Raw genomic sequence first — 25,235 nt, forward strand, 5'->3', positions numbered from 1 at the left:
CAACATGCCCGACCGGGCCGAGTAAGGTTGACAGCCGTGTATCTCAAGTCGCTGACGCTGAAGGGCTTCAAGTCCTTCGCTTCGGCGACGACTCTGCGCCTCGAACCGGGTATCACCTGCGTCGTCGGGCCCAACGGTTCGGGGAAGTCGAACATCCTCGACGCGCTGCGCTGGGTGATGGGGGAGCAGGGGGCCAAGGGGCTCCGCGGCGGCAAGATGGAGGACGTCATCTTCGCCGGCACCTCCGGCCGCGCGCCGCTGGGCCGCGCCGAGGTCACGCTCACCATCGACAACTCCGACGGTGCCCTGCCCATCGACTACTCCGAGGTCTCCATCACGCGGCGCATGTTCCGCGACGGCGCCGGTGAGTACGAGATCAACGGCACCAAGTGCCGCCTGATGGACGTGCAGGAGCTGCTCTCGGATTCCGGCATCGGCCGGGAGATGCACGTCATCGTCGGGCAGGGGCAGCTGGCGGCGATCCTCGAGTCCAAGCCCGAGGAGCGTCGCGCCTTCATCGAGGAGGCGGCCGGAGTCCTCAAGCATCGTCGCCGCAAGGAGAAGGCGGTCCGCAAGCTCGACTCGATGCAGGCCAACCTGGCCCGCCTCACGGACCTGACGACGGAGCTGCGCCGCCAGCTCAAGCCGCTGGGCCGCCAGGCTGAGGTGGCCCGTCGGGCGCAGACCATCCAGGCCGATCTCCGGGACGCCAAGCTCCGGCTGGCGGCCGACGACCTGGTGCGGCGTCGGGCCGAGCTGGCCGAGCAGAGCGGCAACGAGGCGGCAGTGCGCGAGGAGCAGAATCTCGTCGCAGAACAGCTGGACGAGGCGAACGCGCTGGTCGCATCGCACTCCGAGGCGGTGGCCGCCCTCGACCCGGCGGTGAAGGCCGCGGGCGAGGGCTGGTTCTCGCTGTCCGCGCTCGCCGAGCGGGTCTCCTCGACCGAGCGCATCGCGTCCGAGCGCGCCCGGCTGCTGTCCGAGCCCGTCCAGCACGCCCCGGGCCGCGACCCCGACGAGCTGGAGGCCGAGGCCGAGCGCGTCGCCGAGGAGGAGGCCGAGCTCATGGAGGCTCTCGAGGAGGCCGCCATGATCCTCGAAGAGGCCACCGACGAGCTCGCCACGCGGGAGGAGGCGGCCCGCGAGGCGGAGAAGGCGCACATGGCCGCGGTCGCGGCCATCGCGGACCGTCGGGAGGGGCTCGCGCGCCTGGCCGGCCAGGTTGAGACCCTGCGGACTCGCGCCGAGTCGGTGGAGGCGGAGTCGGGGCGGTTGACGGCGGCCATCGCGGAGGCCGTGGAGCGGGCCGAGGCCGCCGAGGCCGAGTTCGAGCAGGTGCAGGGGCAGATCGCCGAACTGGACGCCTCGGAGGCGTCGCTCGACGAGCACCACGAGCGCAGCGTCGCCGCCTACAACGCCGCAAGCGCGCGGGTGGACGAGCTGCGCGCCGCGGAGCGGGAGGCCGAGCAGAAGGTCGCCTCGCTGGTCGCGCGGATCGAGGCGTTGTCGATGAACCTCGACCGGGGCGACGGTGCCGCCTGGGTCGTCGAGCACGTGGACGGGGTGTCTGCCGCGGTGGCGGCGCGATTGTCCATCCGCGCCGGCTACGAGAAGGCCATAGCGGTTGCATTGGGCCCGGTGGTCGAGGCGGTCGCGGCGGGCTCCCGGGATCTCGCCGTTTCGGCCATCTCCACGCTGCGCGAGGCCGACGGTGGGCGGGCGTCCGTCGTCGTCGAGGGCGTCACGCCCGGCTCGTTCCCTACAGGACCGCTGCCCGACGGTGCCGTCTGGGCCGTGGACTGCGTGGAGGCACCGTCGGAACTGGAAGGCGCGGTGACGACGGCGCTGGCCGGGTGCGTGCTCGTCCCGTCCGTGCCGGACGCCGTGGCGGTGGTCGCGTCGCGGCCGGAGCTGCGGGCCGTGACGTCCGACGGTGACGTCATCTCGCACGCGGTGGTGACCGGCGGGTCCGCGGCGCGGCAGTCGACGCTGGAGGTCCAGAAGGCGATCGACGCGGCGGAGGCGACGCTGGGGGAGACGCGGCGGTCGGTGGAGTCGGTATCGGCGGCGCTGGCGGGGGCCGTGGAGGAGTTGGCGTCGCGGCGCGAGGTGACGGAGTCGGCGCTGGCGGCGCTGCACGAGTCGGACGCGCAGCTGGGCGCGATCTACGAGCAGCTGGCCCGGCTGGGACAGGCGGCGCGGAGTGCGCGCGACGAGGCCGAGCGGCTAGTGGCGCAGCGTTCGCGGATCGAGTCCTCCCGCGACGAGACCCGCGCCGCGCTGGTGGAGCACGAGGAGCGGCTGCGGCTGGCCGAATCGCTGCCCTCCGAGTCCGTCTCGGTGGGGACGGACGAGCGGGACGTGGCGGCTGCGGCGCTGGCAGTGGCTCGTTCGGTCGAGATGGAGGCCCGGCTCGCTCGGCGGACGGCCGAGGAGCGTGCGGCCGGAGTCCGGGGCAAGGCCGAGGGGCTTCGACGGGCCGCCGCGGCTGAGCGGGCCGCGCGGGAGCGGGCCGAGGCGGCGGCTGCTGCGCGGTTGTCGGCGGCTGCGGTGGCGGCGTCCGTGGCGGAGGGTGCCGCGCTGGTGACGTCACGGTTAGGGCGCGCGGTGACTCGTGCCGCAGCGCACCGGGACTCGTTGGAGGCGACACGCGCTGAGCGTGCCGGGGCGCTGGACGTGGCGCGGCAGGAGAGTTCGTCGCTGGCCGCACGGTTGGCCCAGCTGACGGATGCGGTGCACCGCGACGAGGTGGCGCGGGCGCAGGCGGCGCTGCGGATCGAGCAGCTCGAAGAGCAGGTGGTGGCGTCGTTCGGGATGGCGCCGGACGATCTGGTGGCTGAGTACGGGCCCGATGTTCCGTTGCCTCCGTCGGCGTTGGAGCTTTCCGAGTATGAGGCGGCGCGGGAGCGCGGGGAGACGGTGGTGCGGCCGGTCGGTCTGCCGTTCGAGCGAGCGGCGCAGGAGCGGCGGCTGAAGCTCGCGGAGAAAGATCTGGCGACGTTGGGGCGGGTGAACCCGCTGGCGCTCGAGGAGTTCGCGGCGCTGGAGGAGCGCTACACCTTCCTCTCGACGCAGCTCGAGGACGTGAAGTCGGCCCGCGAGGATCTGCTGAGCGTGGTCGACGAGGTGGACGCGCAGATCCTGCAGCTGTTCACCGAGGCGTGGGTGGACGTGGAGCGCGAGTTCGTCGAGGTGTTCAAGACGCTGTTCCCGGGTGGCGAGGGGCGCTTGATCCTGACTGAGCCTGCCGACATGCTGACCACCGGTATCGACGTGGAGGCCCGGCCCCCGGGCAAGAAGGTCAAGCGGCTCTCGCTGCTCTCCGGTGGCGAGAAGTCCCTGACCGCAGTCGCGATGCTGGTCGCCATCTTCCGCGCGCGGCCGTCCCCGTTCTATGTGATGGACGAGGTCGAAGCGGCGCTGGACGACACCAACCTGCGCCGCCTGATCTCCCTGTTCGAGCAACTGCGCGACAAGTCCCAGCTGATCGTCATCACACACCAAAAGCCGACGATGGAGGTCGCCGACGCGCTCTACGGCGTGTCGATGCGCGGGGATGGGATCACGCAGGTGATCTCCCAGCGGATTCGTGGGCAGGAGCTGGGGGCGCTACCCGCGTAGCTACTCGACTGAATTCACTCCGTTCGACGTGCCGCCCAACACCATTTTGAGGGTCGTCTGCGACACTTATTTTGTCGATATCCTAGCCTTTGCATAGAGATCGGATTGTACTCGCCGTGAGCGGACATCGTCCTTTCGCAGAGACCTGTTACTCGTGATCGACTTGAAGTGATCTTGCACGATGCGTATCGATTTTTCGACCGCGGAGTCGACCCCTTTCTTCCAGGTGTCAGAACGCGCGTCTCTGTCGAGCGCGGAGATCAGGCTCTGCTTGTTTCGAGGATCTTCGTCGCTATCATAGACCGCCATAAGTGAAGGTATGACTTGTACGGCAGTCATCATCGCGATATGGTATCGGGCGGCACGAATGGATTGAATCCTCCCGTCTTTGACCGTCCTGCGAAAATGGCTGTCAATACGATACATGATCCAAGCTGCGAAGTAGTAGACAGCGACAGGGTGGTTGGCCCAGACAAACGAGTCTGAGCTATAGAGCTCATTTGGAGATCCAATCGACTTGGAAGACTCTCCGAACACGCATGCTGATACTGCCCGATCGAGCTCTGGAGTTGCGACAACCCGAAGCTGGGGGACGTCTAGGTCATCGACGTCAATTCCATTCTGGCGGGCGTAGCGCAGTCCATCCGGTCCTGATTGTGCAAAGAAGGTTTCAACGTCTTTCGCCGCTTGCAAGGAGCTCTGGATTTCCGCAGCGCCGATCGACGACTGCAAGTTCGTAGCAACCGTTACCCGAGACAGGATATCCCGGCTCTTTGTTGCTATGAGTTTCATGGGAATCCACAGCTCTTGAAGTCGTTGCTGCACCTGATCAGGCGGAAGCGTGTCAGTTAGGTGTTTCTCCCAGCGTACGAGTTGATGACTGGTTTGCCCGCCATTCACTATTTGGTATCCGGACGCAGTGAAGCGGTGGGAAACATTAGTCAATTCCCGGGCTATGACGGTCAGGCCATTATTTAGAAAGGGAAATATATTCGTTTGGCCGGTTTCGAGCGTATGAAATATGTCCCTGTTCACAGGGTTGCTGTCGCCCTGATAGCGGCGCACGTTATCTGCGAATATGCCGGGGCGAACACCCTGTTCTGTTCTGAGAAGATTGAGAAGTTCTGCTGCTGCGATTATTCCGATGTGAGCCTGTTCAACCCCGGGTGACTCTGGAATCTCCTGACGGTTCGGAAAGCGAAATCCCACCCCCTGGGGGCCGCGGCGTTCAAGTTCTTGGGATTGAATGTCGCGATGTCCATGATAAGTGCAATCAATGCCATCTTGATATATATCAAAATCTCTAATCCGGGAAATTGCTGCGGCGATTTGAGAGTTGTTGGAGCTATTCTGATTGCGGTACTCTCCCGCGGTGGTTACGTAGGCCAGTGTAGCTTGTACGCGTGGTGTATTGAAGCGAGTGATATTGTCGAGTACTGCGTTTAGCGCTTCCGATGTCGGACGTAGGGACGTCGGGACTTCGGCAGTCTCGCGAGCTGCCGCATTGGTAATTACTTCAACACCGTGAAGAAACTTTGCAACCAGCTTGGTGTCGTACTTCTCTCCCGTTTTGCACTGGATATAGATCGCATGAATCGAGTTTTCCTCGCCCTCGTTGAGCAGTTCGATAACGGCCTCGGGCTCGGTGACTATCGCACCATTGACGATTATGGCGGCGATGTCCACTCCTGCATCGTCACCCCCTCCGGTCACGACGTAATCGAGGAGAGAGACGTCCCCTTTTATGTAGCGGTATAGGTACGTGTATGCAACATACCTCTCGAAGAGGTCGCCGTCGCTCAATTCGTATCCGAACTGAGCGCCGAATGAGCGCATCTTTCGCTCTGTGAGGATATGCATCCTGAGGCCTTCCTGTAGCTCTTGCTATGCAAGGTTACCGGACGGAGTCGGTTATAGAAGCGCTATCCAGTATTTGAATACCAATGATGATCGATGATGCAACTCCGAACCTTCAATGGGTGGCCGGATGTGGGTGTGCGTCGCTCTATGGTGTTCGACATGGTGAATCTGCATGGCCGACGTGATGGCGCATCTTACTGTCTGAGGGCAATGATGTGGGAGAACAATTCTGACAGATCAAATAATTGATCTGTCAGTCTGATCCAGTCGCGGTTTCTCTTCGCGCGGGCAGTGCTTCCTAGTATTTCCTCCGGTGAGATATGGTTCTTAGCCTGCCACTCGGCGAAGGGTGATTGCACCTCCATGAGCATCTTCTTATTTACATGGTACACGCGGTCGACTAGAGGGTCGTTGGTGAGGTGATGAAGGATATTCTGTTGGAACTCGTTTACGACGAACGCAATCTGAAGGTCAGGTCTCCGTTTCCGGTAGAAGTATGACTCGTGGAGGTATGTGCCGATTCTCTCCTTGCGGAGTGTCCATTTCGTGGAAATTAGTAGCCGGAAGTCGCGTGGCGTGAATAAGACTAGATCAGGTCTCGAATGGTAGCCTACCGGAGCGAACTCAAATCCCTGCAACGTGCGCAGGTCGGGTGTGCGGCTCGGGCTGCTGTCGCAGAGCTTCTCGATGATTATTTGTAGGACGGTCTCGAACGAGGTGCCGGTCATGTTAGGGTCGCGCATATCGCTCGGCGCATGACCTTGTCGTACACGTTCGAGGTTGTATGCCTTTCCGATGTGGTTAACCACCTGAAAAGGGTCGCACTGGTTACTTTCTATTAGCTCTTCGGCTAGGTAGTTTGCCGCTCGCTCCGACATTGCCTTTCCGGAAGCCTTCTTTAGCTCGCTGGATTCGACTAGGTGAAAATAGTGCTTACCGGCGATCTTCTGGTGCCACATCGAAATTGCATAGACATATCGCCAGGCTGTCGTTGGAGTGAGCGGTCCAAGTATCGGGGGTAGCGTCTCTTCGATGAGACCAATTGTTGTGTCGCGATACCATCCTTTGGGAATGGAGAAATTCGGGGCCACAAATCTTCCTCTCGGTCGGGTGACCGGAATCTACGTCGCGCTTTGCGGCGATCCTAACTGATCCTGGCTCGCAGTTGTCTTTCAGCGAAAGAGAGATGCCGTGCGTGGTCTGCTTGACCCCGAAAAGCACGCCACTCTCCGAGCTTGTAAATGGCATGCCCGCTGCGCGATCCAGTGAGGATCTCGAAGTCTCGGCTGAGGAAATAGATTCGACGCTCGATTTCTTCATCGGCCATCGTTCCACCAAGGTCGCGGCGCAGGCCAGCGATGGAGACGAAGCCAGCTCGTTCTCTGAGCGCCTTGTAGACCTCGTCGTGGAACTCCGGAGCGGTGCGTTCTGTGGGAGCGTTCGCCTCGCCTTCCTTGCGCAGGGCTGTGGCGATGGACTCGCCGACTGAGCGTGCAACGGGCGGAGGGAAGGCGTTGCCGATCTGTCGGTAGATCGCAGTCTTCTTGCCGCGAGCGGGGCCGAAGTCCCAGTAGTACTCTTCGGATTGCTTGTGGTCCCAACCTTGGAGGCGCGCGATCATGGCGTTGGTCAACTTGGGCACGTGAGATGCCGGGGTGTCGCTGGTAGGAGCGTCATTCGCGACGCCGAACCCGTCGACGCTTAGTTGCATCCAGGCTCGTTTCGCCCGGGTGGGACCGAGATCTGGGCCGCCGTGCTTCTTCGAGCCGCCTACAATTGTGGGCGCGATTCTGTTAGCCTTCTTTGCCCAGGCGGACGCGCCGCGCCAACCGTTGGAAGCCATGAGCGGCTTTAGCGCTTCGCCTACTGTTGGCGCGGGAGCGGTTGGATCGGGCCACGAAAAATACGGTGCAAATTCTTCCTTTAGTGCAACCAGAATGAATCTGGGCCGGAGCTGCGGAACACCGAAATCGCGTGCTTCCAGAAGGCGCCAGTCGGCCTTGTATCCGAGTTCAGTGAGTCGGTCGAGGACTGCCTGGCGGTAGCCAGCGAAGCGGGGCATGGAGAGGCCGCGAACGTTCTCGAGCAGGATCGCGTCGGGATGCATACGCCCGGCTGCTTCGATCGCCCAGGCGAACAAGTCACGCTCGTCCTCCGCTCCCTTCTGCTGTCCGGCGATCGAGAACGGAGGACATGGCACGCCGCCGGCAAGGAGGCTGACGCCTCGGTACTCCTCGGGCGACCAGACGGACTCGTCGGCAACGTCCCCGGTGACTACCTTCGGCTGTTCCAAGCCCTCATCGTCTGCTAGACGTCGAAGGTTCCGGGCAAGGGTTGCTGCTGCGTCGTCGTCGAGTTCGACTGCAAGCACGTGACGGAATCCTGCGAGGTGCAGGCCCAGGCTCTGCCCGCCTGCACCTGCGCATATCTCGACCACCGTGAGGTCATCGTGGTGTTGCTCGCTCATGATGCTGATATCTTGCCACTCGCGCCTGACAAGTTTGGGATGAGCGTGCGGATGTCCGGTGTGTCTACCTCCGCTGGGATCGCTCGCCGTACCACTCGGTGGGGAAGGGCTTGGCGTGAGCAGGATCGACGGGCATCAAGGCTAGGTCTCCGCCGTCCTTCCCGACAGCGACTGGTCCGCTCCAATCTGGGTCTGCCGGCGCGACGTACGCCGAGACGTACTCCGTGCGCCGTGGCACTGGGAGCGCAAGTTGTCGGGCTGCGCGGGCTTGCCACTCGTACGCACCGCTCAAAACCACGATTCCCTCGGGCGCGAGAGGATCGCGGGCGCCGCCCTGTCCTCCGCGTAGGCGTCGCGTTGGGTCAAGCTGCGTGGCTGCGGTGCAGACAGCGGCGCGGCTCACGATCTTGCCCGGTGCCCGGCGGAACAGCTCACAAATTCGCGCGGTGCCGCCTTTTGGGGCAAAAATTGCCTCGATATCTTTGTTTGGAAGATGGAGGAAAACGTTGGGTGGGAGGTCGGCGTCGTTGCAGAGCCAGTGAATATGGGTTCGGCCCTCCGCGGACAGCGTTCGTTTGGCGTCGCGATTCGTTCCTAAGCCCAGCCACTCTTCGCGAGCTCTGACCATTCCAATTGAGAAGGTGGAATCCACGTCGCTGGCAGTTATTACCATGCATAGCCGACCGACTGCCTCGGGTGGGAGCATCCATCCGCCGCTTCTCTGGCTATACTTCGCGTCGACCTCATGACCAGCGATTTGGTAGTCGAGCTTGTTGCCGTCTGCGAATTTGAATTCGCGCTGCAGGTTGATCTCGATGAGTGTGCCGAAATGGGTCTTCTCGGTCTTGAATAGCTGGTCCCAGCGGTAGCGTGTCGTTCGGACCCCATCGTAGAGTTGGTCAAATGTATCGCGCAACACCTGCGCGGTTCGTTCTCCCTCGGGGTCCAGGTGCCGTAGCTCGGCAACTACGTCGTTGAGGTCAGGATCATCCAGTTCCACACCGAGAGGGTAGCCCGGCGCTCTCCGTCAGCCTACGGCTTCCGTGTGGTTTCGGTGGTGGGCACACTCGACTGAACGGAGCGCTGTATGTCACCGACGACTGCGCTCACGTCCTCGTGCTCCCAGTAGCGAAGAACGCGCCAGCCTGCACTTTGGAGCTGCTTGGTGGTATCGGCGTCTCGGGCAATGTTCCCCGCGATCTTGTCGGGCCAGTAGTCGGCGTTGTGATTGAAACTTGACCGGCCGTGCTCGGGGCAGCCGTGCCAGAAGCACCCGTCAATGAACACCGCGACCCGCGCGCGGGTGAAGACGATGTCGGCTCGTCGTCGCAGGGCCGGTTCAGGGGCGATCCCGACTCGGTAGCGGAGGCCAAGGGCATGTAGCGCGCTGCGGATACGGAGTTCGGGCTTGGTGTCACGTGACCGGTTGGCTTGCATGTTGCGGCGCCTTCCGGGGCTTGAAGCCCACGATTCTGGCGGCGACTGTTGTGGCACAGGTCCAGGTTACAAGTCGTTTCTGCGAAGTCTGTCCAGCGACGAACAGAGAGGTGGGGGCACCGTCGGGCGTGGGGACGTAACGTAGGGGCCGAGTGTGAACCACCATGAGGAAGAGGGAAGACCGGGCGATGACCAGCAACGATGCTAAGGCGAACATCGGAGTCGTGGGGATGGCGGTGATGGGCTCGAACCTGGCCCGCAACCTGGCGTCCAGGGAGGGCAACACGGTGGCGATCTACAACCGCTCGCCCGAGAAGACCCGCGAGGTCGCCAAGAACCATCCCGAGGCGAACTTCGTGGCGTCCGAGACCATCGACGACTTCGTCGCCAGCCTCGCCAAGCCGCGCACCGCGATCATCATGGTGCAGGCGGGCGCGGGCACGGACGCGGTGATCGACCAGCTCAAGGAGCGGTTCGAGCCGGGCGACATTATAGTCGACGGCGGCAACGCGAACTTCCACGACACGATCGCGCGTGAGGCGCGCATCGCACCGTCGGGCATCCACTTCGTCGGCGCCGGCATCTCCGGCGGCGAGGAGGGGGCACTGAAGGGCCCGTCGATCATGCCCGGCGGCACCCCGGAGTCCTACGAGACGCTGGGCCCGATCCTCGCGTCGATCGCCGCGGTCGCGGAGGGGGAGCCGTGCGTGACCCACGTGGGCACCGACGGCGCCGGCCACTTCGTCAAGATGATCCACAACGGCATCGAGTACGCCGATATGGAGCTCATCGGCGAGGCCTACGACCTGCTACGCAACGTCGCCGGCTACACGCCCGCGCAGATCTCGGACATCTTCAAGACCTGGAACGAGGGGCCGCTCAACAGCTACCTCATCGAGATCACGATCGACATCCTCAAGCACGTCGACGCGGAGACCGGCAAGCCCTTCGTCGACATCGTCACCGACCAGGCCGGCAGCAAGGGCACCGGCGTCTGGACCGTGCAGACCGCCCTCGACCTGGGCGTGCCGGTCGGCGGCGTCGCGGAGGCCGTCTTCGCTCGCGCCGTCTCCTCCAAGCGCAACCAGCGCGACGCCGTCCAGGCCCTGGGCATCGCCCGCCCGAGCGCCCCGCAGGTGGACGAGAGCTTTGTCGACGACGTCGCGAAGGCCCTCTACGCCTCCAAGATGGTGGCCTACGCCCAGGGTTTCGACGCGATCATCGCCGGCGCCGAGAAGTACGGCTGGAACATCGACAAGGGCGCCGTCGCCAAGATCTGGCGCGGCGGCTGCATCATCCGGGCCCAGTTCCTCAACGTCCTCGCCGACGCCTACGAGACCAATCCGAATCTCGCCACGCTCCTGGAGGCCCCGTACTTCGCGCAGGCCATCCGCGACGGCGAGGCCGCGTGGCGCCGCGTCGTCATCACCGCCACCCAGGCCGCCGTGCCGATCCCGGGCTTCGCGACGGCGCTGAGCTACTTCGACTCGCTCAACGTCGACCGTCTGCCCGCCGCGCTCGTCCAGGGCCAGCGCGACTTCTTCGGCGCCCACACCTACAAGCGCGTCGACAAGCCGGGCACCTTCCACACCCTGTGGTCCGGCGACCGCAGCGAGGTCCAGACGGACTGATCATCCACCTCGCCGCGAGGGGCGTGACCGAACCGGTCGCGCCCCTCGCGCGTCCGCGGGTACAGTCAGGGCAGTGCTTCTCGCGAAGCCACCCGAGCCGTCCGGCGCCCGCGTCGCCACCGACGGCGCATGAGGGCAAGGTCCATCGGATCCGCGAACCGAATCGCTCACCCATCTGCGGTGGCGCTGGACGCGGGGCTCAGCCACCGGACGGACGGTGAACCCATGACTGCGAACTCTGCCCTCAAGCGCACCGCTCGTGCCTACGCACAACTCCACGGCATCGCCTACCGCACCGCGCTGACCCTTGTGCGGCAGCAGGGCCGCGATGACTTCCCGCTGCTCGCGACCCGAGTACTCATCGAGGCGATCGAAGGTTGCGGCATCCGCCACTGGGCGGGTGTCGATGCCTGGGACGGCTGGTCCCGGGCCACAATTACCGACCTCGGCGGCGAGAGTTTCGTGCTCACCATCGAGACGGTGACGCCGGCGCTGCGAGAATTCCTCCATCGGAACCCCGCCGCCGGTCCGCTGGACATCGACAGCTATCTCGCCGACGAATTCGTGCAGGAAGGTCTGTTCGGCATGGTCATCTATCGGCCCGGCGTTGGTCGCGGCCCCCGGACCGCGCACACGCGGAGCTAGGCCAGCACCCGCCGGATCGCCTCGCAGATCGCGTCGACGAGGGCGTCGTCGGGGCCGGGGCCGAGGGCACCGTCGGAGCGTAGGCCGATGACGGACTCAACGAGCCGGAAGGGGAGGAGGGTCCGCGGGTCGTCGGCATCGCCGACGGTGCCGCCTGCCAGCGTCCGGTAGTGCGCGGCCAGCTCCGCCCGGTCGGCGCGGAACTCGGCGAACTCGTCGGCCGCCAGCTCGGGCAGGTGATACAGCGCGCCCAGGTTGTAGCGGGCCGCCACCAACTGGCCGGCATCCGCGCGGGCCAACTGGAGCAACCGGTCGAGCGGGTCGCCGTCGGTCGAGACCACGGAGCGGGCGAGCGCGAGCGGTGCCTGCACCGTCGCCTCCAGCAGCGCGGTCAGGATCTCGCCCTTGGTGGGGAAGTAGTGGTACAGCGAGGCCTGACGGATGCCCACCGCCTCGGCGATCTGCCTGGTCGACGTGGCCGCGTAGCCGCGCTGGGTGAACAGTTCGGCCGCGGCGTCGAGGATCTCGTCGATCGTCGTCGCCCCGGGCCGGCGCGGATCGTTGGACCGCGGACGCCCGCGTCTACCTGCGGTTTCCGCGCCGTCGTTCTCCTCCATCACAGCGGCCAGGCTACCCGCCACGAAACATGTTCGTAGCGCCGGTTTTCCCAGTCGCAACCGCGGGGCAATCGGGACGACCCGGGAGAGGAGTTTTCTATCAACTGACAGATAGAGCTCCGACCGGGAAGCCGCCCATGACAACCACTCAAGCCCGACACCATGATTCGGACGATCTGGCCCAGCTCGGCTACCAGCCGCAGTTGCGCCGCTCGCTCGGGACGTTCGCGTCGTTCGCCGCCGGGTTCTCGTTCGTATCCATCCTCACCACCATCTTCCAGCTGTTCGGCCTCGGCTACTCGCTCGGTGGTGCGGCCTTCTTCTGGACCTGGCCGATCGTCTACCTCGGCCAGTTCCTCGTGGCGCTGTGCTTCGCCGAGATGGCCGCCCGCTACCCGATCTCCGGCGCGATCTACCAGTGGTCGCGGCGCCTCGGCGGCGAGGTGGTCGGCTGGTTCGGCGGCTGGTTCATGATCCTCGCGCAGATCGTCACGGCCGCCGCCGCCGCGATCGCCCTGCAGGTGGTTCTCCCCACCGTCTGGTCGGGATTCCAGATCATCGGCGACGACGCCTCCCTCACCAGCCCCAGCGGCGCCGCCAACGCCGTTCTGCTCGGCACCGTGCTCCTCGTTGTCACCACCACGATCAACTGCATCGGCGTGCACTGGATGAGCCGGATCAACGCCATCGGCGTCACCTGCGAACTCGTCGGCGTGGCCGCCGTGATCGGCGCCCTCGCCATGCACGCCCGGCGCGGCCCGGACGTCGTCTTCGACACCACCCACGTGACATCGTCGGGATCCGGCGGCTACCTCGGCGCCTTCATCGTCTCGGGCCTCATGGCCGCCTATGTGATGGTGGGCTTCGGCTCGGCCGGCGAGCTCGCGGAGGAGACCGTCAACCCGCGGCGGGTCGCGCCGCGCACCATCCGATTCGCGCTCACCGCCTCGGCGGTCGGCGGCGGCCTCATGCTGATCACCGCCCTCATGGCCGCACCGACGCTGGGGGAGGAGCTCGCCGCCGGCGGCCTGCCCTACGTCCTCCAGTCGGTCCTGGGCTCGTTCTGGGGCAAGGTCCTCCTGGTCGACGTGGCCGTGGCCGTCTTCATCTGCACCCTCGCGATCCAGACCGCGTGCAGCCGCCTCATCTTCTCGATGGCACGCGACCACCGGCTCCCGTTCTCGGAGCAGCTCTCCCGCGTGAACCCGCGCACCCAGGCGCCCGTCGCGCCGTCGGTGCTCATCGGAGTGCTGTGCGTCGCGGTCCTGCTGGTGAACGTGGGCAACCCCGCGATCTTCGCGACCCTCGCCAGCGTCTGCATCGTCCTGATCTACCTCGCCTACCTGTCGGTGACGGTGCCCATGCTCTACCAGCGCCTCCGCGGGTGGCCGCACGGTGCGCAGGTCCGCGACGCCGACGGGAAGCCGGTCTTCAGCCTCGGTCGCTGGGGCCTGCCGATCAACGTGGCCGCCGTGCTGTACGGCGGGGCGATGGTGGTCAACCTCGCCTGGCCGCGGGCTGAGATCTACGACCCTGCAGGCCAATCCCCGCTGCTGCAGTGGGCCGGCCCGATCACCGTCGCGGTGGCCGTCATCGCGGGCATCGCCTGCTTCCCCCACCGCGCGCACCCCCGCCCCGTCACCCCCGTCCTCCCGAACCTCTCCGCTCCGAAAGGCATCTGACGTGACCGCCATCGCCGAGACCACCGCCACCACCCAGGGCGCCCGCGACCACGCCCGCGCCCAGGCCGACACCCGCGTCGAGGGCATGCCGACGGTGCCCGCGACCGCCTGGCCCGACCCGCCCGCCGGGGTCCGCGCCGACGAGCTCACCTGGGCGGAGACCGTTCCGGGAGGCCGCTACACGAGCAAGGTGCTGGCCCGCGGCACCCGCCTCCGCCTGACCGACGTCACCGGTACCGCCTGCGCGAACATCCTCCTCTGGCGCGCCGACGCACCCTGGGAGCGGCTCAACGTGGCCGACACCGTCAAGGTGCCCTGGCAGGCCTACCTCGGTGCGGGGCACCCGCTGCTCTCCGACCAGGGGCGCGTGCTCGCTACCGTCGTCGCCGACGGCTCCGGTCACCACGACGCCCTGTGCGGCACCACGACGCTCGCCACCAACACCGCCAAATACGGAGCGGGCGAAGCGCATTCTGCCAGCCCGGCGGGTCGCGAGCTGCTCGTTCTTGCCGCCGCCAAGCACGGGCTCGCGCCCACCGATGTGGCCCCGTCGGTCTCGTTCTTCCACGGCGTCGCCGTGACCGCCGACGGTGCCCTCGCCTCCACCGGCAGTGCGGGCCCGGGGAAGGCGGTGGAGCTGGTGCTGCATCTGCCGTGCGTCGTCGCCGTCGCGAACACCGCCCACCCGCTCGACCCGTCGCCGACCTTCGACACGGGCCTGCTCGAGGTGCTGGCCTGGCGCGCCGACCACGACCTGGCCGACCTGATCACTGACTCCGACACCGAACCCGAATACCAGCGCGCCGTGGCGAACTCCGAGGACGCCCACCGCGCCGCGCACTGATCGCCCACCGCAGAACTGAGGACTGAACATGATCGCCACCGTCACCCCGCGGGCGCCCTGGTCAGGCATCGTCCCCGCCGGCCACACCCTCACTATGACCGACCTGCACGGCAACCAGGCCGTGGACACCCTCTTCTACGGCGCGCACGACCACGGCATCCGGTACAGCGCGCAGCAGACGATCCTCGGCCAGGGCAACATCTTCCTGGGCACGGGAACCGTGATCCGCGACCAGGAATCGCGCCCGATGATGACCATCGTCGACGACGAGGTCGGGCACCACGACACCCTCGGCGGCGCCTGCTCGCAGGAGTCCAACACGCTCCGCTACGGCCACCACACCAAGCACCAGCACGCCTGCGTCGAGAACTTCCTCATCGAGGGCAGCCGGCACGGCCTGGGCAAGCGGGACCTGGTGGGCAACGTCAACTTCTACATGTACGTCCCCGTCGATCCCGACGGCACGCTCGGCATCGTCGACGGGCTCTCCGCCCCGGGGAAGAAGGTGGTGCTGCGCGCCGAGATCGACACCCTGGTCCTGATCTCCAACTGCCCGCAGATCAACAACCCGTGCAACGGCTTCGACCCCACCGCCGTCGAACTCGAGATCTCGGAGGCCGCAGCATGAGCACCCTCACCGTCGTCCGCCCCGGCCCCATGACCACCGTCCAGGACTGGCCCGGCCGCGCCGGCTATTGGTCGATCGGGGTGCCGCCGTCCGGACCCATGGACGACCTCTCCTTCCGGCTCGCCAACCTCGCCGTCGGCAACGACGAGGGCGCACCGGGATTCGAGTGCACCCTCGGCGGGCTCGCCGTCACCGTCGACGAGGCCACCACCGTCGCGATCACCGGCGCCCCCGTCACGGTCACCGTCGACGGGACGCCCGTCCCCGCCTGGGCGCCGGTCGAGCTCCTGCCGGGCCAGCAGCTCGCCGTCGGCGGGACCGGCTCGCTCGGTATGCGGGTCTACCTCGCCGTGCGCGGCGGCGTGGTGGTGCCCGACTACCTGGGCAGCGCCGCCACATTCACGCTGGGCAGGTTCGGCGGCCACGACGGCCGGATCCTCGCCGCCGGTGACGAACTGCCGATCGGCCCCGAGCCCGCGGTGCCGCCGCGCCGCATCCTCGACGACGAGGTGCCCGCGTTCACCACCCAGTGGCAGCTGGCAGTCACGGTCGGTCCGCATTCCGCACCCGAGTACTTCACCGACGCCGACATCGCGACCCTCTACGAGACCGCGTACGAGGTGCACTTCAACTCGGACCGCACCGGTGTCCGGCTCATCGGCCCCAAACCCGAGTGGGCGCGCGCCGACGGCGGAGAGGCCGGCTTGCACCCGTCGAACATCCACGACAACGCGTACTCCGTGGGCGCGCTGGACTTCACCGGCGACACCCCGATCCTGCTCGGCCCCGACGGACCGAGCCTGGGCGGCTTCGTCTGCCCCGTTACCGTCACCGCCGCCGACCGGTGGAAGCTGGGGCAGCTCCGTCCCGGCGACGGCGTGCGTTTCGTCCCCGTCCGCGCCGCCGCCGCGGCCTCGCCCGGGGACTTCGGTACCGCCCGCCGCGCGAACCTGCCCGTCGTGCTATCCGCCGGTGGCGACCCCGACGACGGCGTCCTCGCCCGGTCGACGACCGCGGACGGCGAGACCACCGTGACCTACCGCCGCTCCGGGGACGACAACATCCTGGTCGAATACGGCGCCATGACCCTGGACCTGGAGTCGCGGGCGCGCGTTCACGCCCTGGAGCAGCGGCTGCGTGCCGAATCACCGCGCGGCCTGGTCGATCTCACCGCAGGTGTGCGCAGCCTGCAGGTGAAGTTCGACCCCACCGCGCTGCGCCAGCCCGCCGTCCTGGACTGGATCCGGGAGGCGGAGTCGCAGCTGCCCGCCGCCGACGACATGATCGTGCCGAGCCGCACCGTCTCGCTGCCGCTGTCCTGGGACGACCCGAGCACCCGCGAGGCGATCGAGCGGTACGTCCTCGGCGTGCGCGGCGATGCGCCCTGGTGCCCGTGGAACATCGAGTTCATCCGCCGCATGAACGGCCTCGGCTCGGTCGAGGACGTGCACCGGATCGTCTTCGACGCCTCCTATCTCGTGCTCGGCCTCGGCGACGTGTACCTCGGTGCGCCCGTGGCGGTTCCGCTGGACCCGCGGCATCGTCTGGTGACCACCAAGTACAACCCTGCGCGAACCTGGACGCCCGAGAACGCGGTCGGCATCGGCGGTGCCTACCTGTGCATCTACGGCATGGAGGGCCCCGGCGGGTACCAGTTCGTCGGCCGCACCACGCAGGTGTGGAACCACCGCCACCCGCACGCCGCCGGCGGCTTCGAACCCGAACATCCTTGGCTGCTGCGGCACTTCGACCGGATCAGCTGGTACCCCGTCAGCACCGAGGAGCTCGCGGACCTGCGCGCCGACACCGCCGCCGGCCGCGGCACCGTCGACATCACGCCCGGGTCCTTCTCCCTCTCGGCGCACCGCGCCTTCCTGGCGCGCGAGGCCGACGACATCGCCCGGGTGCGGTCGGCGATGGAGATCGCCCGCGACGAGGAACGCGGCCGCTGGGCGGCCGCCGGCGAATTCACGAGGAGCGCAGCATGACCCGCATCGCCGACACCTACCGGCGCATCGCCGCCGACGACCGGCCCGAGATCTTCCTCGCCCTGCGCCCCGAGGCCGAGGTCGCCGCCGAGTACGCGGAGTCCCTCGCCGCGGGCGGGCCGCTCGCCGGAATCGTCCTGGCGGTCAAGGACAACGTGGACGTGGCCGGCCTGCCCACCACCGCCGCGTGCCCCGGTTACGCCTACGTGCCCGAGGCGGACGCCGCCGCCGTGGCGGCCCTGCGCGCCGCGGGCGCGGTGGTGATCGGCAAGACGAACCTCGATCAGTTCGCCACCGGCCTCGTCGGCACCCGCAGCCCCTACGGCGCGGTGCGGGACTCCCGACGGCCCGACCATGTCTCCGGCGGGTCGAGCTCCGGCTCGGCCGTCGCCGTGGCCCTCGACTACGCCGACATCGCGATCGGCACCGACACCGCGGGATCGGGTCGCGTGCCCGCCGGCCTGCAGGGCATCGTCGGGATCAAGCCCACGATCGGCACCGTCAGCACCGACGGGGTGGTGCCCGCCTGCGCGTCCTACGACTGCGTCACCGTCTTCGCCCGCGACGTCGCCACCGCGAACCGCGCCATGGCGGTCATGGGCACCACCGGCACCCGCGGGTGGGCCGCCGACACCCCGTTCGCCGCCGCGCCGGACGCGACACTCGCGGTTCCGGCGGAGCTTCCGGCCCTGCCCGGTGCCTGGCGCGAGGCCTTCGACGGTGCCGTCGCCCGCGCCGAGGCGGCCGGACTGCGGGTCAAACCCGTCGACATCTCCGAGCTCCTCGCCGCGGCGAAGCTGCTCTACGACGGTGCCCTCGTCGCCGAGCGGTACAGCGCCGTCGGGGAGTTCATCACCGCCGCCGGCGACGACGCCGGACTGGACCCCACGGTGGCCGCCATCGTCCGGGCCGCGGGGGAGTTGCCCGCGCACCGTCTGGCCTCCGACCAGGCGGACCTGCGCGCCATCGCCGCGCGGGCCGCCGCGCTGTTCGACGGCTTCGCCGGCCTGATGGTGCCCACCGCACCGCGGCACCCCACGCTCGCCGAGGTCGCCGCCGACCCGGTCGGGGTGAACGCGGAGCTGGGCACGTACACGAACTTCTGCAACCTCCTCGACCTGTGCGGCGTCGCGGTGCCCGCGGGCGAGACCGCCGATGGAGCGCAGTTCGGGATCACGGTGCTGGCTCCCGCGGGCCACGACGGGGTCGCGCTCGACCTGGCCGGCCGCATCACCGGCGCGCCGCCGGTGCCGCCGTGGACCCTCGGTCCCGCCGGCGCGGTCGAGCTGGCCGTCTTCGGAGCGCACTTGCGGGGGCAGCCGCTCGAGCACGAACTGACCTCGCTCGGGGCCTACTGGGCGGGGGAGATCCGGACCGTGCCGGAGTACCGGCTGGTGGAACTCGCGACGGTGCCGCCGAAGCCGGGCCTGGTGCACGACGACGGGGACGGCCGCGCGATCCGCGGCGAGCTCTGGCGGCTCGCACCCGCGGCACTGGGGACCTTCCTCACCCGATTGCCGGCGCCGATGACCCTCGGCTCCGTGCTGCTCGACGACGGCCGCGCGGTGGTGGGCTTCGGCTGCCAGGCCTCGGCAGTGGCCGACGCCCGCGAACTCGACGTGGAGTACTGGCTCGACCGCCGTACCGGATGACCTGTCCGACAAGGGCTTCGGTTGTCCGTCCGACTTCCGCGCGTTTTGCGCGTTCTGTTCTTTACCAATATTTTCTGTTCCGGTAAGACGTCGTAGGTGCGGCGTTAGTCTGGCGTTCTCATCAGCTCGACGAGGAGGTCGGATTCGTGGACGGCTCGGACGACGCGGGGCAGGCGAAAGCCCCACCGGGGCAAAGGAACATCATCGCCCTGGCGATCTATGCGATCATCGCCGCCGTGGTGGTCTCCACCGCGGTGTACTACTCCTTCCAGCGTGGCGGGCTCTCCGCCGATATCCGCAACAAGGCCACGCTGATCGCGCCCGCCGGCGCGGGCGGCGGTTGGGACCTCGTCATGCGCGAGGCGCAGGCGATCATGCGGGACAAGAAGATCGCCACGAACGTTCAGGTGGTGAACGTACCGGGGGCCGCCGGCACCATCGGGCTGGCGCGGCTGCACTCGATGGAGGGCCGCGGCGATGTCGTGATGGTCGGTGGCACAGGCCTCGTCGCCGGCGTCCAACAGACGAAGTCCGCGGTGAAGATCACCGATGTCACCCCCATCGCGCGGCTCTTCGAGGAGTACGACCTCCTCGTGGTTCCCGCGGATTCCCCGTACAAGAGTGTCGCGGACCTCGTGGCCGCGTGGAAGCAGAACCCGAAGGCGATCGCGTTCACCGGCGGCGGCAGCTTCGACCAGCTGGTGATGGCGCAGTTCGCCAAGGCCGCGGGCATCAACCCGGCGCAGACCACCTACATCCCCAAGGCGGGCGGCGGTGAGGTGGCGCAGGCACTGGTCACCCACACCGCTGCGGCGGCGTTCTCCGGCTACGCCGATCTCATCGACCAGGTCCAGTCGGGTCGGCTCCGCGCCCTCGCCATCGCCTCGAAGGAACCGGTCCCCGGGGTGGACACGCCCACGCTGGTGCAGTCGGGATTCGATGTGACGCTGGCCAACTGGCGCGCACTGTGGACGCCCCCGGGTACGAGTGAAGCCGATGCGAAGACCATCCGTGACGTCTTCCACGAGGTGGTGCAGACGCCCGAGTGGAAGGACGCCGAGAAGAACAACAAGTGGACGCCCGCCTGGCTCGAGGGACCCGAACTGGCCACCTTCATCACCGAGCAGGACCGCGTGATCGCAGAACTGTACAAGGAGCTGGGCAAATGACCACGCACGGAAACGCCACCGCGGCGGCGGCACCGTCGGGCATCGGCAGCGGGCGCGGCGCACTGATCGTTCCCGCCATCCTCGCCGTGGCGAGCACCCTCGTGGTGATCGGCAACGTCACGATGACCGTTCAGTCCAAAGACAGTCCGGGCCCCACCTTCTTCCCGTGGGTCCTCGCCGTCGTGGGCTACGCCCTCGCGGTCGGGCTTGCTGTGCACTACCTGCGCGAGCCCGACGAGCTCGCCCGGGAGGAGAGGACCCACCGCACCTACACCGACTGGGTGTCGGCGGGCTGGATCATCGGCGGACTGCTCGCGTTCGCGGTGCTGCTGCCCGTGCTCGGCTGGATCCTCGCCGCGGCGCTGCTGTTCTGGTGCGTGACCCGCGCCTTCGACAGCGGGCGTCCGCTGTTCGACATCTCGGTGGGTCTGCTCCTGTCGAGTCTCGTCTTCCTCATCTTCGGCGTCCTGCTGGATGTGCCGCTCCCGTCCGGAATTCTGGGAGGTCTGTGAACCATGGAGCAATTCGGACTTCTACTGAGCGGGTTCGGCGGTGCGTTGTCGCCGACGAACCTGATGTGGGTGGTGATCGGCTGCCTCCTCGGCACTGCCGTCGGCGTCCTCCCCGGCCTCGGCTCGTCGATGGCGGTGGCGCTGCTGCTCCCGATGACCTTCGCGCTCGACCCCACCGCCGCGTTCATCCTGTTCTCCGGTGTGTACTTCGGCGGCCTGTTCGGTGACTCCACGATGGCGATCCTGATGAACACGCCCGGGCAGGCGTCGTCGATCGCGTCGACCTTCGAGGGCCATCAGATGGCGAAGGCGGGCCGAGCGCCCCAGGCGCTGGCCACCGCGGCGATCGGCGCGTTCATCGGCGGCACCATAGCTTCGATCCTCGTGGTCTTCCTGGCGCCGTTCATGGCGGAGGTCTCCACCAAGTTCGGCCCTGCCGAGTACTTCGCGCTCTCGCTCCTGGCCTTCGGCGCCATCTCGTCGGTGGTCTCCGAGTCCGTCCTCAAGGGCCTGACCTCGCTGGTGCTGGGCCTGATGTTCGCGACGGTCGGCATCGACGAGATCTCAGGCACGGAACGCTTCACGTTCGGCTCCTCGAACCTCTTCGACGGCATCTCCCTGGTGATCGTGGCCGTCGGCATGCTCGCCCTGGGTGAGATCCTGATGGTCGCCGGCCGCTTCCGCCGGGACACCAAACCCGCCGCCCTCGGCGCCAAGGCCGGCCGCGCCTGGCTGTCCAAGGCGGAGTTCGTCGAGGCCCTGCCGGCGTGGGGGCGCGGCACCGCGATCGGCCTGCCCTTCGGCGTCATCCCCGTCGGCGGCTCGGAGGTTCCCACCTTCCTCGCCTACGACGTGGAGCGTCGCCTCGACCGGCGCCGCAAGTTCCCGATGTTCGGCAAGGGCGCGATCCGCGGCCTGGCCGCGCCCGAGGCGGCCGGCAACTCGACCACCGGCATGGCGATGGGCGCGCTCCTGTCGCTCGGCCTGCCGGTGTCGGCGACCGCCGCCATCATGCTCGCCGCGTTCCGGCAGTACGGCCTGCAGCCCGGGCCGCTACTGTTCGACAACTCGCCGGACCTGGTGTGGGCGCTGCTCGCCAGCTTCTTCCTCGCCATGGTGGTGCTGCTGATCATCAACCTGCCGTTCGCGCAGCTGTGGGCGAAGTTGCTGCTCATTCCGGCGCCGTACCTGTACGGCAGCATCGTGGTCTTCTGCGGGCTCGGCATCTACGCCACCGCCCCGTCGATGTTCGACCTGCTGCTGTTCCTCGCGATCGGCCTGCTGGCCTTCGCCTTCAAGCGGTACGACGTGCCGATCGCCCCGCTGCTCATCGGCATGGTCCTCGGGCCGCTCGCCGAGACCAGCATGCGCGACGCCCTGCTCTCGTCCAACGGGAACTACGCGGTGTTCGTCCACTCGCCGATCGCGATCGCCCTGTACAGCCTCCTGATCCTCGTGCTCCTGCTCAAGGCGCGCCAGATCGTCCGCTCCCGTACCCAGAAGGATGTGTGATTCCATGACCGTTCTCGTCGCCCACTCGACCACCCCGGAGAGTGCCGCCGCGCTCGACGCCGCCTACGCGGAAGCGGAGCGCAGGCAGGAGCCGCTCGTCGTCTTCGTCCTCGACGGTGCCGACCCCGATGTCGCGGCCGGCACGGCCCGCGGCCTCGACGTCGCGATCCAACACCCGAAGGAGTTCGAGAAGGACCCGGTGGGCGGGGTGGTCGACGCCGCGACCGCGCTCAACGCCTCGGTGCTCGTGATCGGGATCAAGCACCGCACGGCGACCGGCAAGCTGCTGTTCGGCTCGTCTGCGCAGCGGATCCTGCTCGACGCCACCTGCCCGGTGCTGGCGGTGAAGGTCGAGCAGGGCTGATACTGCCGCGCGGGACGGCGGGCACGCCCGTACCGGTCGAGTTGGGCCCAACGCTTTCGCCGTCCCGTCCGAGCGCGGTACCCTGTTGGAAATGATGTTCGATAGACGGTGCGCCGTCCGACGAAGGGAATTCCGATGGCGGTACAGGCCCTCTTCCTGAAGGCGGGCTCCGCGCTCGTGACCGGCCTCGTCGGCGCCGCGGCGTACGACGCGACCAAGCGGGCGCTGGCCAAGGCGCCGCTCCGCGAGGGGGCCGTCGCCGCGACCGCGCTGGGACTCAAGGGAAGCCGTAAGGCCGAGGAGGTCGCCGAGAACGTGCGGCTGAACGCCGCGGACATCCTGGCCGAGGCCAAGGAGCGCATCGGCGAGGAATCGACCCCGCCGGCGACCGCCGTGGCGCACGATCACGACCACTGATGACCAGTCTGTCCGAGCCGGCGGGCAGGATCGTCTCCCGCGCCGCGGGGCGCGTCCGTCTGGTTCTCGACGATCTCGTCGGGGCGTCCCCGCAGCGATGCATCGCCGTCGAGGATGCCGTGCTCGCGATCCCGGGGGTGCGGGCGGCGCACGCCTACAGCCGCACCGGCTCGCTGGTGGTCTGGCACCGCAGTGACGTCGATCCGGCGCAGCTCACCGCCGCGGCTGCGGAGGGACTCGTCGCCGATACCGCGCTCGTCGTCCGCCACACCCCGCACGCGGCGGACGTGACGAACGCTGACCTGGTCCGGATGGGCCTGGGAGCGGCCGCGTTGGTGCTGCTCGGCGTTCGACGGTACGCCTTCCGCAGGCCGCCGCTTCTCGGCCCGGGAACGCGCACCGCGGCCACGGCGATCACCATCTTCACCGGCTATCCCTTCCTGCGCGGGGCGCTGCGTTCGCTGCGCGGCGGCCGGGCCGGAACCGATGCGCTGGTCTCCGCGGCCACGATCGCGAGCCTGCTCCTCCGCGAGAACGTCGTCGCGCTGACCGTGCTGTGGCTGCTCAACATCGGCGAGTTCCTGCAGGACCTCACGCTGCGCCGCACCCGTCGCGCGATCTCGGACCTGCTGCGGGGGAACACCGACACGGCCTGGTTGCGCCTCGACGGTGCCGAGGTGCAGGTGCCGATCGATACGCTCGCGGTCGGCGATCTGGTCATCGTGCACGACCACGTGGCGGTGCCGGTGGACGGGCTCGTCGTCGAGGGGCTCGCCGTCGTCGACCAGGCGGCGCTGACGGGGGAGACCCTTCCCGTCACCGTCGAACCCGGTGCGACCGTGCACGCCGGCGCGGTCGTCGTCTCCGGACGGCTCGTCGTGCGTGCCACGGCCGTCGGCGCCGACACGGCGATCGGCCGCATCATCCGGCGAGTCGAGGAGGCGGAGCGGGATCGGGCGCCGATCCAGACCGTGGGCGACAACTTCTCCCGCCGATTCGTCCCCGCATCCTTCCTCCTGTCCGGGGCCACACTGCTGCTCACCCGCGACCTGCGCCGGGCGATGACGATGCTGCTCATCGCGTGCCCGTGCGCCGTGGGACTGTCGACCCCCACCGCGATCAGCGGAGCGATCGGCAACGGTGCGCGCCGCGGGATCCTCATCAAGGGCGGCTCGCACCTGGAGGCCGCCGGTTCGGTCACGGCGGTGGTCTTCGACAAGACCGGCACGCTCACCACCGGCCGCCCGGTGGTGACGAACGTCGTCTCCTTCCGCGAGGACTGGACCCCGGAGCAGGTGCTCGCGCACGCGGCCAGCTCCGAGATCCACTCCCGGCATCCGTTGGCGGAGGCGGTCATCCGTTCCACGGAGGAACGGCACATCGAGATCCCGAGCCACGCCGAGTGCGAGGTGATCGTCGGACTGGGCATGCGAACGCAGGCCGCGGACGGCCGGGTGCTCCTGCTCGGCAGCCCGGCGCTCCTCGAGCAGCACGGCGTCGCCGTGGACGCCGACGCCGAGCGGTGGGTCCACCGGCTCCGCGCCGAGTGCGAGACGCCGCTGCTCCTCGCGGTCGACGGTGCGCTGACCGGTCTCGTCAGCCTGCGCGACGAGGTCCGTCCCGAGGCCGCCGAGACCCTGGACGCCGTCGCCGCCGCGGGGATCGGCACCGTCGTCATGCTCACGGGCGACCATCCGGCGACGGCCGCCGCCATCGCCGCCGAACTCGGGATCACCGACTGGCGCGCCGAGGTGATGCCCGAGGACAAGCTGGCCACCGTCCGGGCCCTGCAGGCGCAGGGCCACGTGGTCGCGATGGTCGGTGACGGGGTCAACGACGCGCCGGCGCTCGCCGCGGCGGACGTGGGGATCGCGATGGGGCTCGCGGGCACCGACGTGGCGGTGGAGACCGCCGACGTGGCGCTCGCCGGAGACGATCTGCGCAACGTCCTCGACGTCGTCGATCTCGGCCGCCGGGCCGTCGACGTGATCCGGCAGAACTACGGCATGGCCATCGCGGTCAACTCGGTCGGGCTGCTCGTCGGTGCCGGGGGCGCGCTCTCGCCCGTCCTGGCCGCGATCCTGCACAACGCGTCGTCCGTCGCGGTGGTGCTCAACAGCTCCCGGCTGATCCGGTACCGGCTCGCGCAGCCGGACCGCCAGGGTGCACGGCGCAGCGGGGAACGTTAA

Annotated in this window: 20 protein-coding genes; 14 read left to right on the forward strand and 6 right to left on the reverse strand. The window is 67.9% G+C overall.

Translation table 11 applies throughout. The features are described 5' to 3' along the window. Positions 1–36: 36 nt before the first annotated feature. A complete protein-coding gene (gene smc, locus AC21LY_RS20110; protein ID WP_489048336.1) occupies positions 37–3,621 on the forward strand; it encodes a chromosome segregation protein SMC in 3,585 nt (1,194 codons plus the stop codon). Between the two features lie 66 nt (positions 3,622–3,687). Here smc and AC21LY_RS20115 read toward each other — a convergent pair whose 3' ends face one another. The 5 genes from AC21LY_RS20115 to AC21LY_RS20135 all read right to left on the reverse strand — a co-directional run bounded on the left by AC21LY_RS20115 (position 3,688) and on the right by AC21LY_RS20135 (position 9,442). Then, positions 3,688–5,307 carry an AIPR family protein gene (locus AC21LY_RS20115; RefSeq protein ID WP_489048337.1) on the reverse strand — a complete coding sequence of 540 codons (1,620 nt, stop codon included), beginning with the start codon at positions 5,305–5,307 and terminating at the stop codon, positions 3,688–3,690. A 368-nt stretch (positions 5,308–5,675) separates the two neighbouring features. Next, positions 5,676–6,572, reverse strand: a complete 897-nt coding sequence (locus AC21LY_RS20120) for a hypothetical protein (RefSeq protein WP_489048338.1) — start codon at positions 6,570–6,572, stop codon at positions 5,676–5,678. A gap of 53 nt (positions 6,573–6,625) precedes the next feature. Next, entirely contained in the window at positions 6,626–7,948 is a 1,323-nt protein-coding gene (locus AC21LY_RS20125; RefSeq protein WP_489048339.1) for a DNA cytosine methyltransferase, read from the reverse strand. A 64-nt stretch (positions 7,949–8,012) separates the two neighbouring features. Then, positions 8,013–8,948 (reverse strand): NaeI family type II restriction endonuclease, encoded by a 936-nt coding sequence (locus tag AC21LY_RS20130; protein WP_489048340.1) that lies wholly within the window; start codon positions 8,946–8,948, stop codon positions 8,013–8,015. A gap of 32 nt (positions 8,949–8,980) precedes the next feature. Further along, positions 8,981–9,442, reverse strand: a complete 462-nt coding sequence (locus AC21LY_RS20135; protein WP_489048341.1) for a very short patch repair endonuclease — start codon at positions 9,440–9,442, stop codon at positions 8,981–8,983. Between the two features lie 107 nt (positions 9,443–9,549). Here AC21LY_RS20135 and gndA point away from each other — a divergent pair, with 107 nt between their 5' ends. Further along, positions 9,550–11,016, forward strand: coding sequence for an NADP-dependent phosphogluconate dehydrogenase (gndA, locus tag AC21LY_RS20140; protein ID WP_489048342.1), 1,467 nt, complete (start codon positions 9,550–9,552; stop codon positions 11,014–11,016). Positions 11,017–11,196: 180 nt separating this feature from the next. Continuing rightward, positions 11,197–11,661 carry a hypothetical protein gene (locus AC21LY_RS20145; protein WP_489048343.1) on the forward strand — a complete coding sequence of 155 codons (465 nt, stop codon included), beginning with the start codon at positions 11,197–11,199 and terminating at the stop codon, positions 11,659–11,661. On the opposite strand, the gene AC21LY_RS20150 is transcribed toward AC21LY_RS20145, so the two are convergent. Further along, on the reverse strand, positions 11,658–12,278 hold the full coding sequence (locus tag AC21LY_RS20150; RefSeq protein WP_489048457.1) for a TetR/AcrR family transcriptional regulator: 621 nt from the start codon (positions 12,276–12,278) through the stop codon (positions 11,658–11,660). The two genes, AC21LY_RS20145 and AC21LY_RS20150, sit on opposite strands and share 4 nt — an antisense overlap. A gap of 137 nt (positions 12,279–12,415) precedes the next feature. Between AC21LY_RS20150 and AC21LY_RS20155 the strand changes: the two genes are divergently transcribed. From AC21LY_RS20155 to AC21LY_RS20205, 11 genes are all read left to right on the forward strand, one after another. Continuing rightward, positions 12,416–13,960: an amino acid permease gene (locus AC21LY_RS20155; protein WP_489048344.1), complete on the forward strand. Its 1,545-nt coding sequence runs from the start codon at positions 12,416–12,418 to the stop codon at positions 13,958–13,960. Between the two features lies 1 nt (position 13,961). Then, on the forward strand, positions 13,962–14,804 hold the full coding sequence (locus tag AC21LY_RS20160) for an urea amidolyase associated protein UAAP1 (protein ID WP_489048345.1): 843 nt from the start codon (positions 13,962–13,964) through the stop codon (positions 14,802–14,804). A 28-nt stretch (positions 14,805–14,832) separates the two neighbouring features. Continuing rightward, a complete protein-coding gene (locus tag AC21LY_RS20165; protein ID WP_489048346.1) occupies positions 14,833–15,432 on the forward strand; it encodes an urea amidolyase associated protein UAAP2 in 600 nt (199 codons plus the stop codon). Then, the gene (locus AC21LY_RS20170; protein WP_489048347.1) at positions 15,429–17,420 is read left to right on the forward strand and encodes a 5-oxoprolinase/urea amidolyase family protein; all 1,992 of its coding nucleotides are present in this window, start codon (positions 15,429–15,431) and stop codon (positions 17,418–17,420) included. Before AC21LY_RS20165 ends, AC21LY_RS20170 begins: the two co-directional genes overlap by 4 nt. Next, on the forward strand, positions 17,417–19,072 hold the full coding sequence (atzF, locus tag AC21LY_RS20175; RefSeq protein WP_489048348.1) for an allophanate hydrolase: 1,656 nt from the start codon (positions 17,417–17,419) through the stop codon (positions 19,070–19,072). The genes AC21LY_RS20170 and atzF overlap by 4 nt, the downstream gene beginning before the upstream one ends. 146 nt (positions 19,073–19,218) lie before the next feature. Next, complete coding sequence (locus AC21LY_RS20180) at positions 19,219–20,241, forward strand: Bug family tripartite tricarboxylate transporter substrate binding protein (protein ID WP_489048349.1); 1,023 nt, start codon at positions 19,219–19,221, stop codon at positions 20,239–20,241. Further along, on the forward strand, positions 20,238–20,753 hold the full coding sequence (locus tag AC21LY_RS20185; RefSeq protein WP_489048350.1) for a tripartite tricarboxylate transporter TctB family protein: 516 nt from the start codon (positions 20,238–20,240) through the stop codon (positions 20,751–20,753). Before AC21LY_RS20180 ends, AC21LY_RS20185 begins: the two co-directional genes overlap by 4 nt. A 3-nt stretch (positions 20,754–20,756) precedes the next feature. Further along, entirely contained in the window at positions 20,757–22,265 is a 1,509-nt protein-coding gene (locus AC21LY_RS20190) for a tripartite tricarboxylate transporter permease (protein WP_489048351.1), read from the forward strand. 4 nt (positions 22,266–22,269) lie between these two features. Beyond that, a complete protein-coding gene (locus AC21LY_RS20195; RefSeq protein WP_489048352.1) occupies positions 22,270–22,629 on the forward strand; it encodes a universal stress protein in 360 nt (119 codons plus the stop codon). Between the two features lie 135 nt (positions 22,630–22,764). Beyond that, complete coding sequence (locus AC21LY_RS20200; RefSeq protein WP_489048353.1) at positions 22,765–23,046, forward strand: DUF1490 family protein; 282 nt, start codon at positions 22,765–22,767, stop codon at positions 23,044–23,046. Beyond that, positions 23,046–25,235, forward strand: a complete 2,190-nt coding sequence (locus AC21LY_RS20205) for a heavy metal translocating P-type ATPase (RefSeq protein WP_489048354.1) — start codon at positions 23,046–23,048, stop codon at positions 25,233–25,235. The genes AC21LY_RS20200 and AC21LY_RS20205 overlap by 1 nt, the downstream gene beginning before the upstream one ends.

It is taken from the genome of Tsukamurella sp. II2bb (assembly GCF_057815145.1).

What these genes read in the sequence shown, in the direction of transcription:
- AC21LY_RS20125 (WP_489048339.1), bottom strand. Translation starts at nt 7,948, where the DNA reads ATGAGCGAGCAACACCACGATGACCTCACGGTGGTCGAGATATGCGCA.
- gndA (WP_489048342.1), top strand. Translation starts at nt 9,550, where the DNA reads ATGAGGAAGAGGGAAGACCGGGCGATGACCAGCAACGATGCTAAGGCG.
- AC21LY_RS20150 (WP_489048457.1), bottom strand. Translation starts at nt 12,278, where the DNA reads ATGGAGGAGAACGACGGCGCGGAAACCGCAGGTAGACGCGGGCGTCCG.
- AC21LY_RS20155 (WP_489048344.1), top strand. Translation starts at nt 12,416, where the DNA reads ATGACAACCACTCAAGCCCGACACCATGATTCGGACGATCTGGCCCAG.
- AC21LY_RS20165 (WP_489048346.1), top strand. Translation starts at nt 14,833, where the DNA reads ATGATCGCCACCGTCACCCCGCGGGCGCCCTGGTCAGGCATCGTCCCC.
- AC21LY_RS20170 (WP_489048347.1), top strand. Translation starts at nt 15,429, where the DNA reads ATGAGCACCCTCACCGTCGTCCGCCCCGGCCCCATGACCACCGTCCAG.
- atzF (WP_489048348.1), top strand. Translation starts at nt 17,417, where the DNA reads ATGACCCGCATCGCCGACACCTACCGGCGCATCGCCGCCGACGACCGG.
- AC21LY_RS20185 (WP_489048350.1), top strand. Translation starts at nt 20,238, where the DNA reads ATGACCACGCACGGAAACGCCACCGCGGCGGCGGCACCGTCGGGCATC.
- AC21LY_RS20190 (WP_489048351.1), top strand. Translation starts at nt 20,757, where the DNA reads ATGGAGCAATTCGGACTTCTACTGAGCGGGTTCGGCGGTGCGTTGTCG.
- AC21LY_RS20195 (WP_489048352.1), top strand. Translation starts at nt 22,270, where the DNA reads ATGACCGTTCTCGTCGCCCACTCGACCACCCCGGAGAGTGCCGCCGCG.
- AC21LY_RS20200 (WP_489048353.1), top strand. Translation starts at nt 22,765, where the DNA reads ATGGCGGTACAGGCCCTCTTCCTGAAGGCGGGCTCCGCGCTCGTGACC.
- AC21LY_RS20205 (WP_489048354.1), top strand. Translation starts at nt 23,046, where the DNA reads ATGACCAGTCTGTCCGAGCCGGCGGGCAGGATCGTCTCCCGCGCCGCG.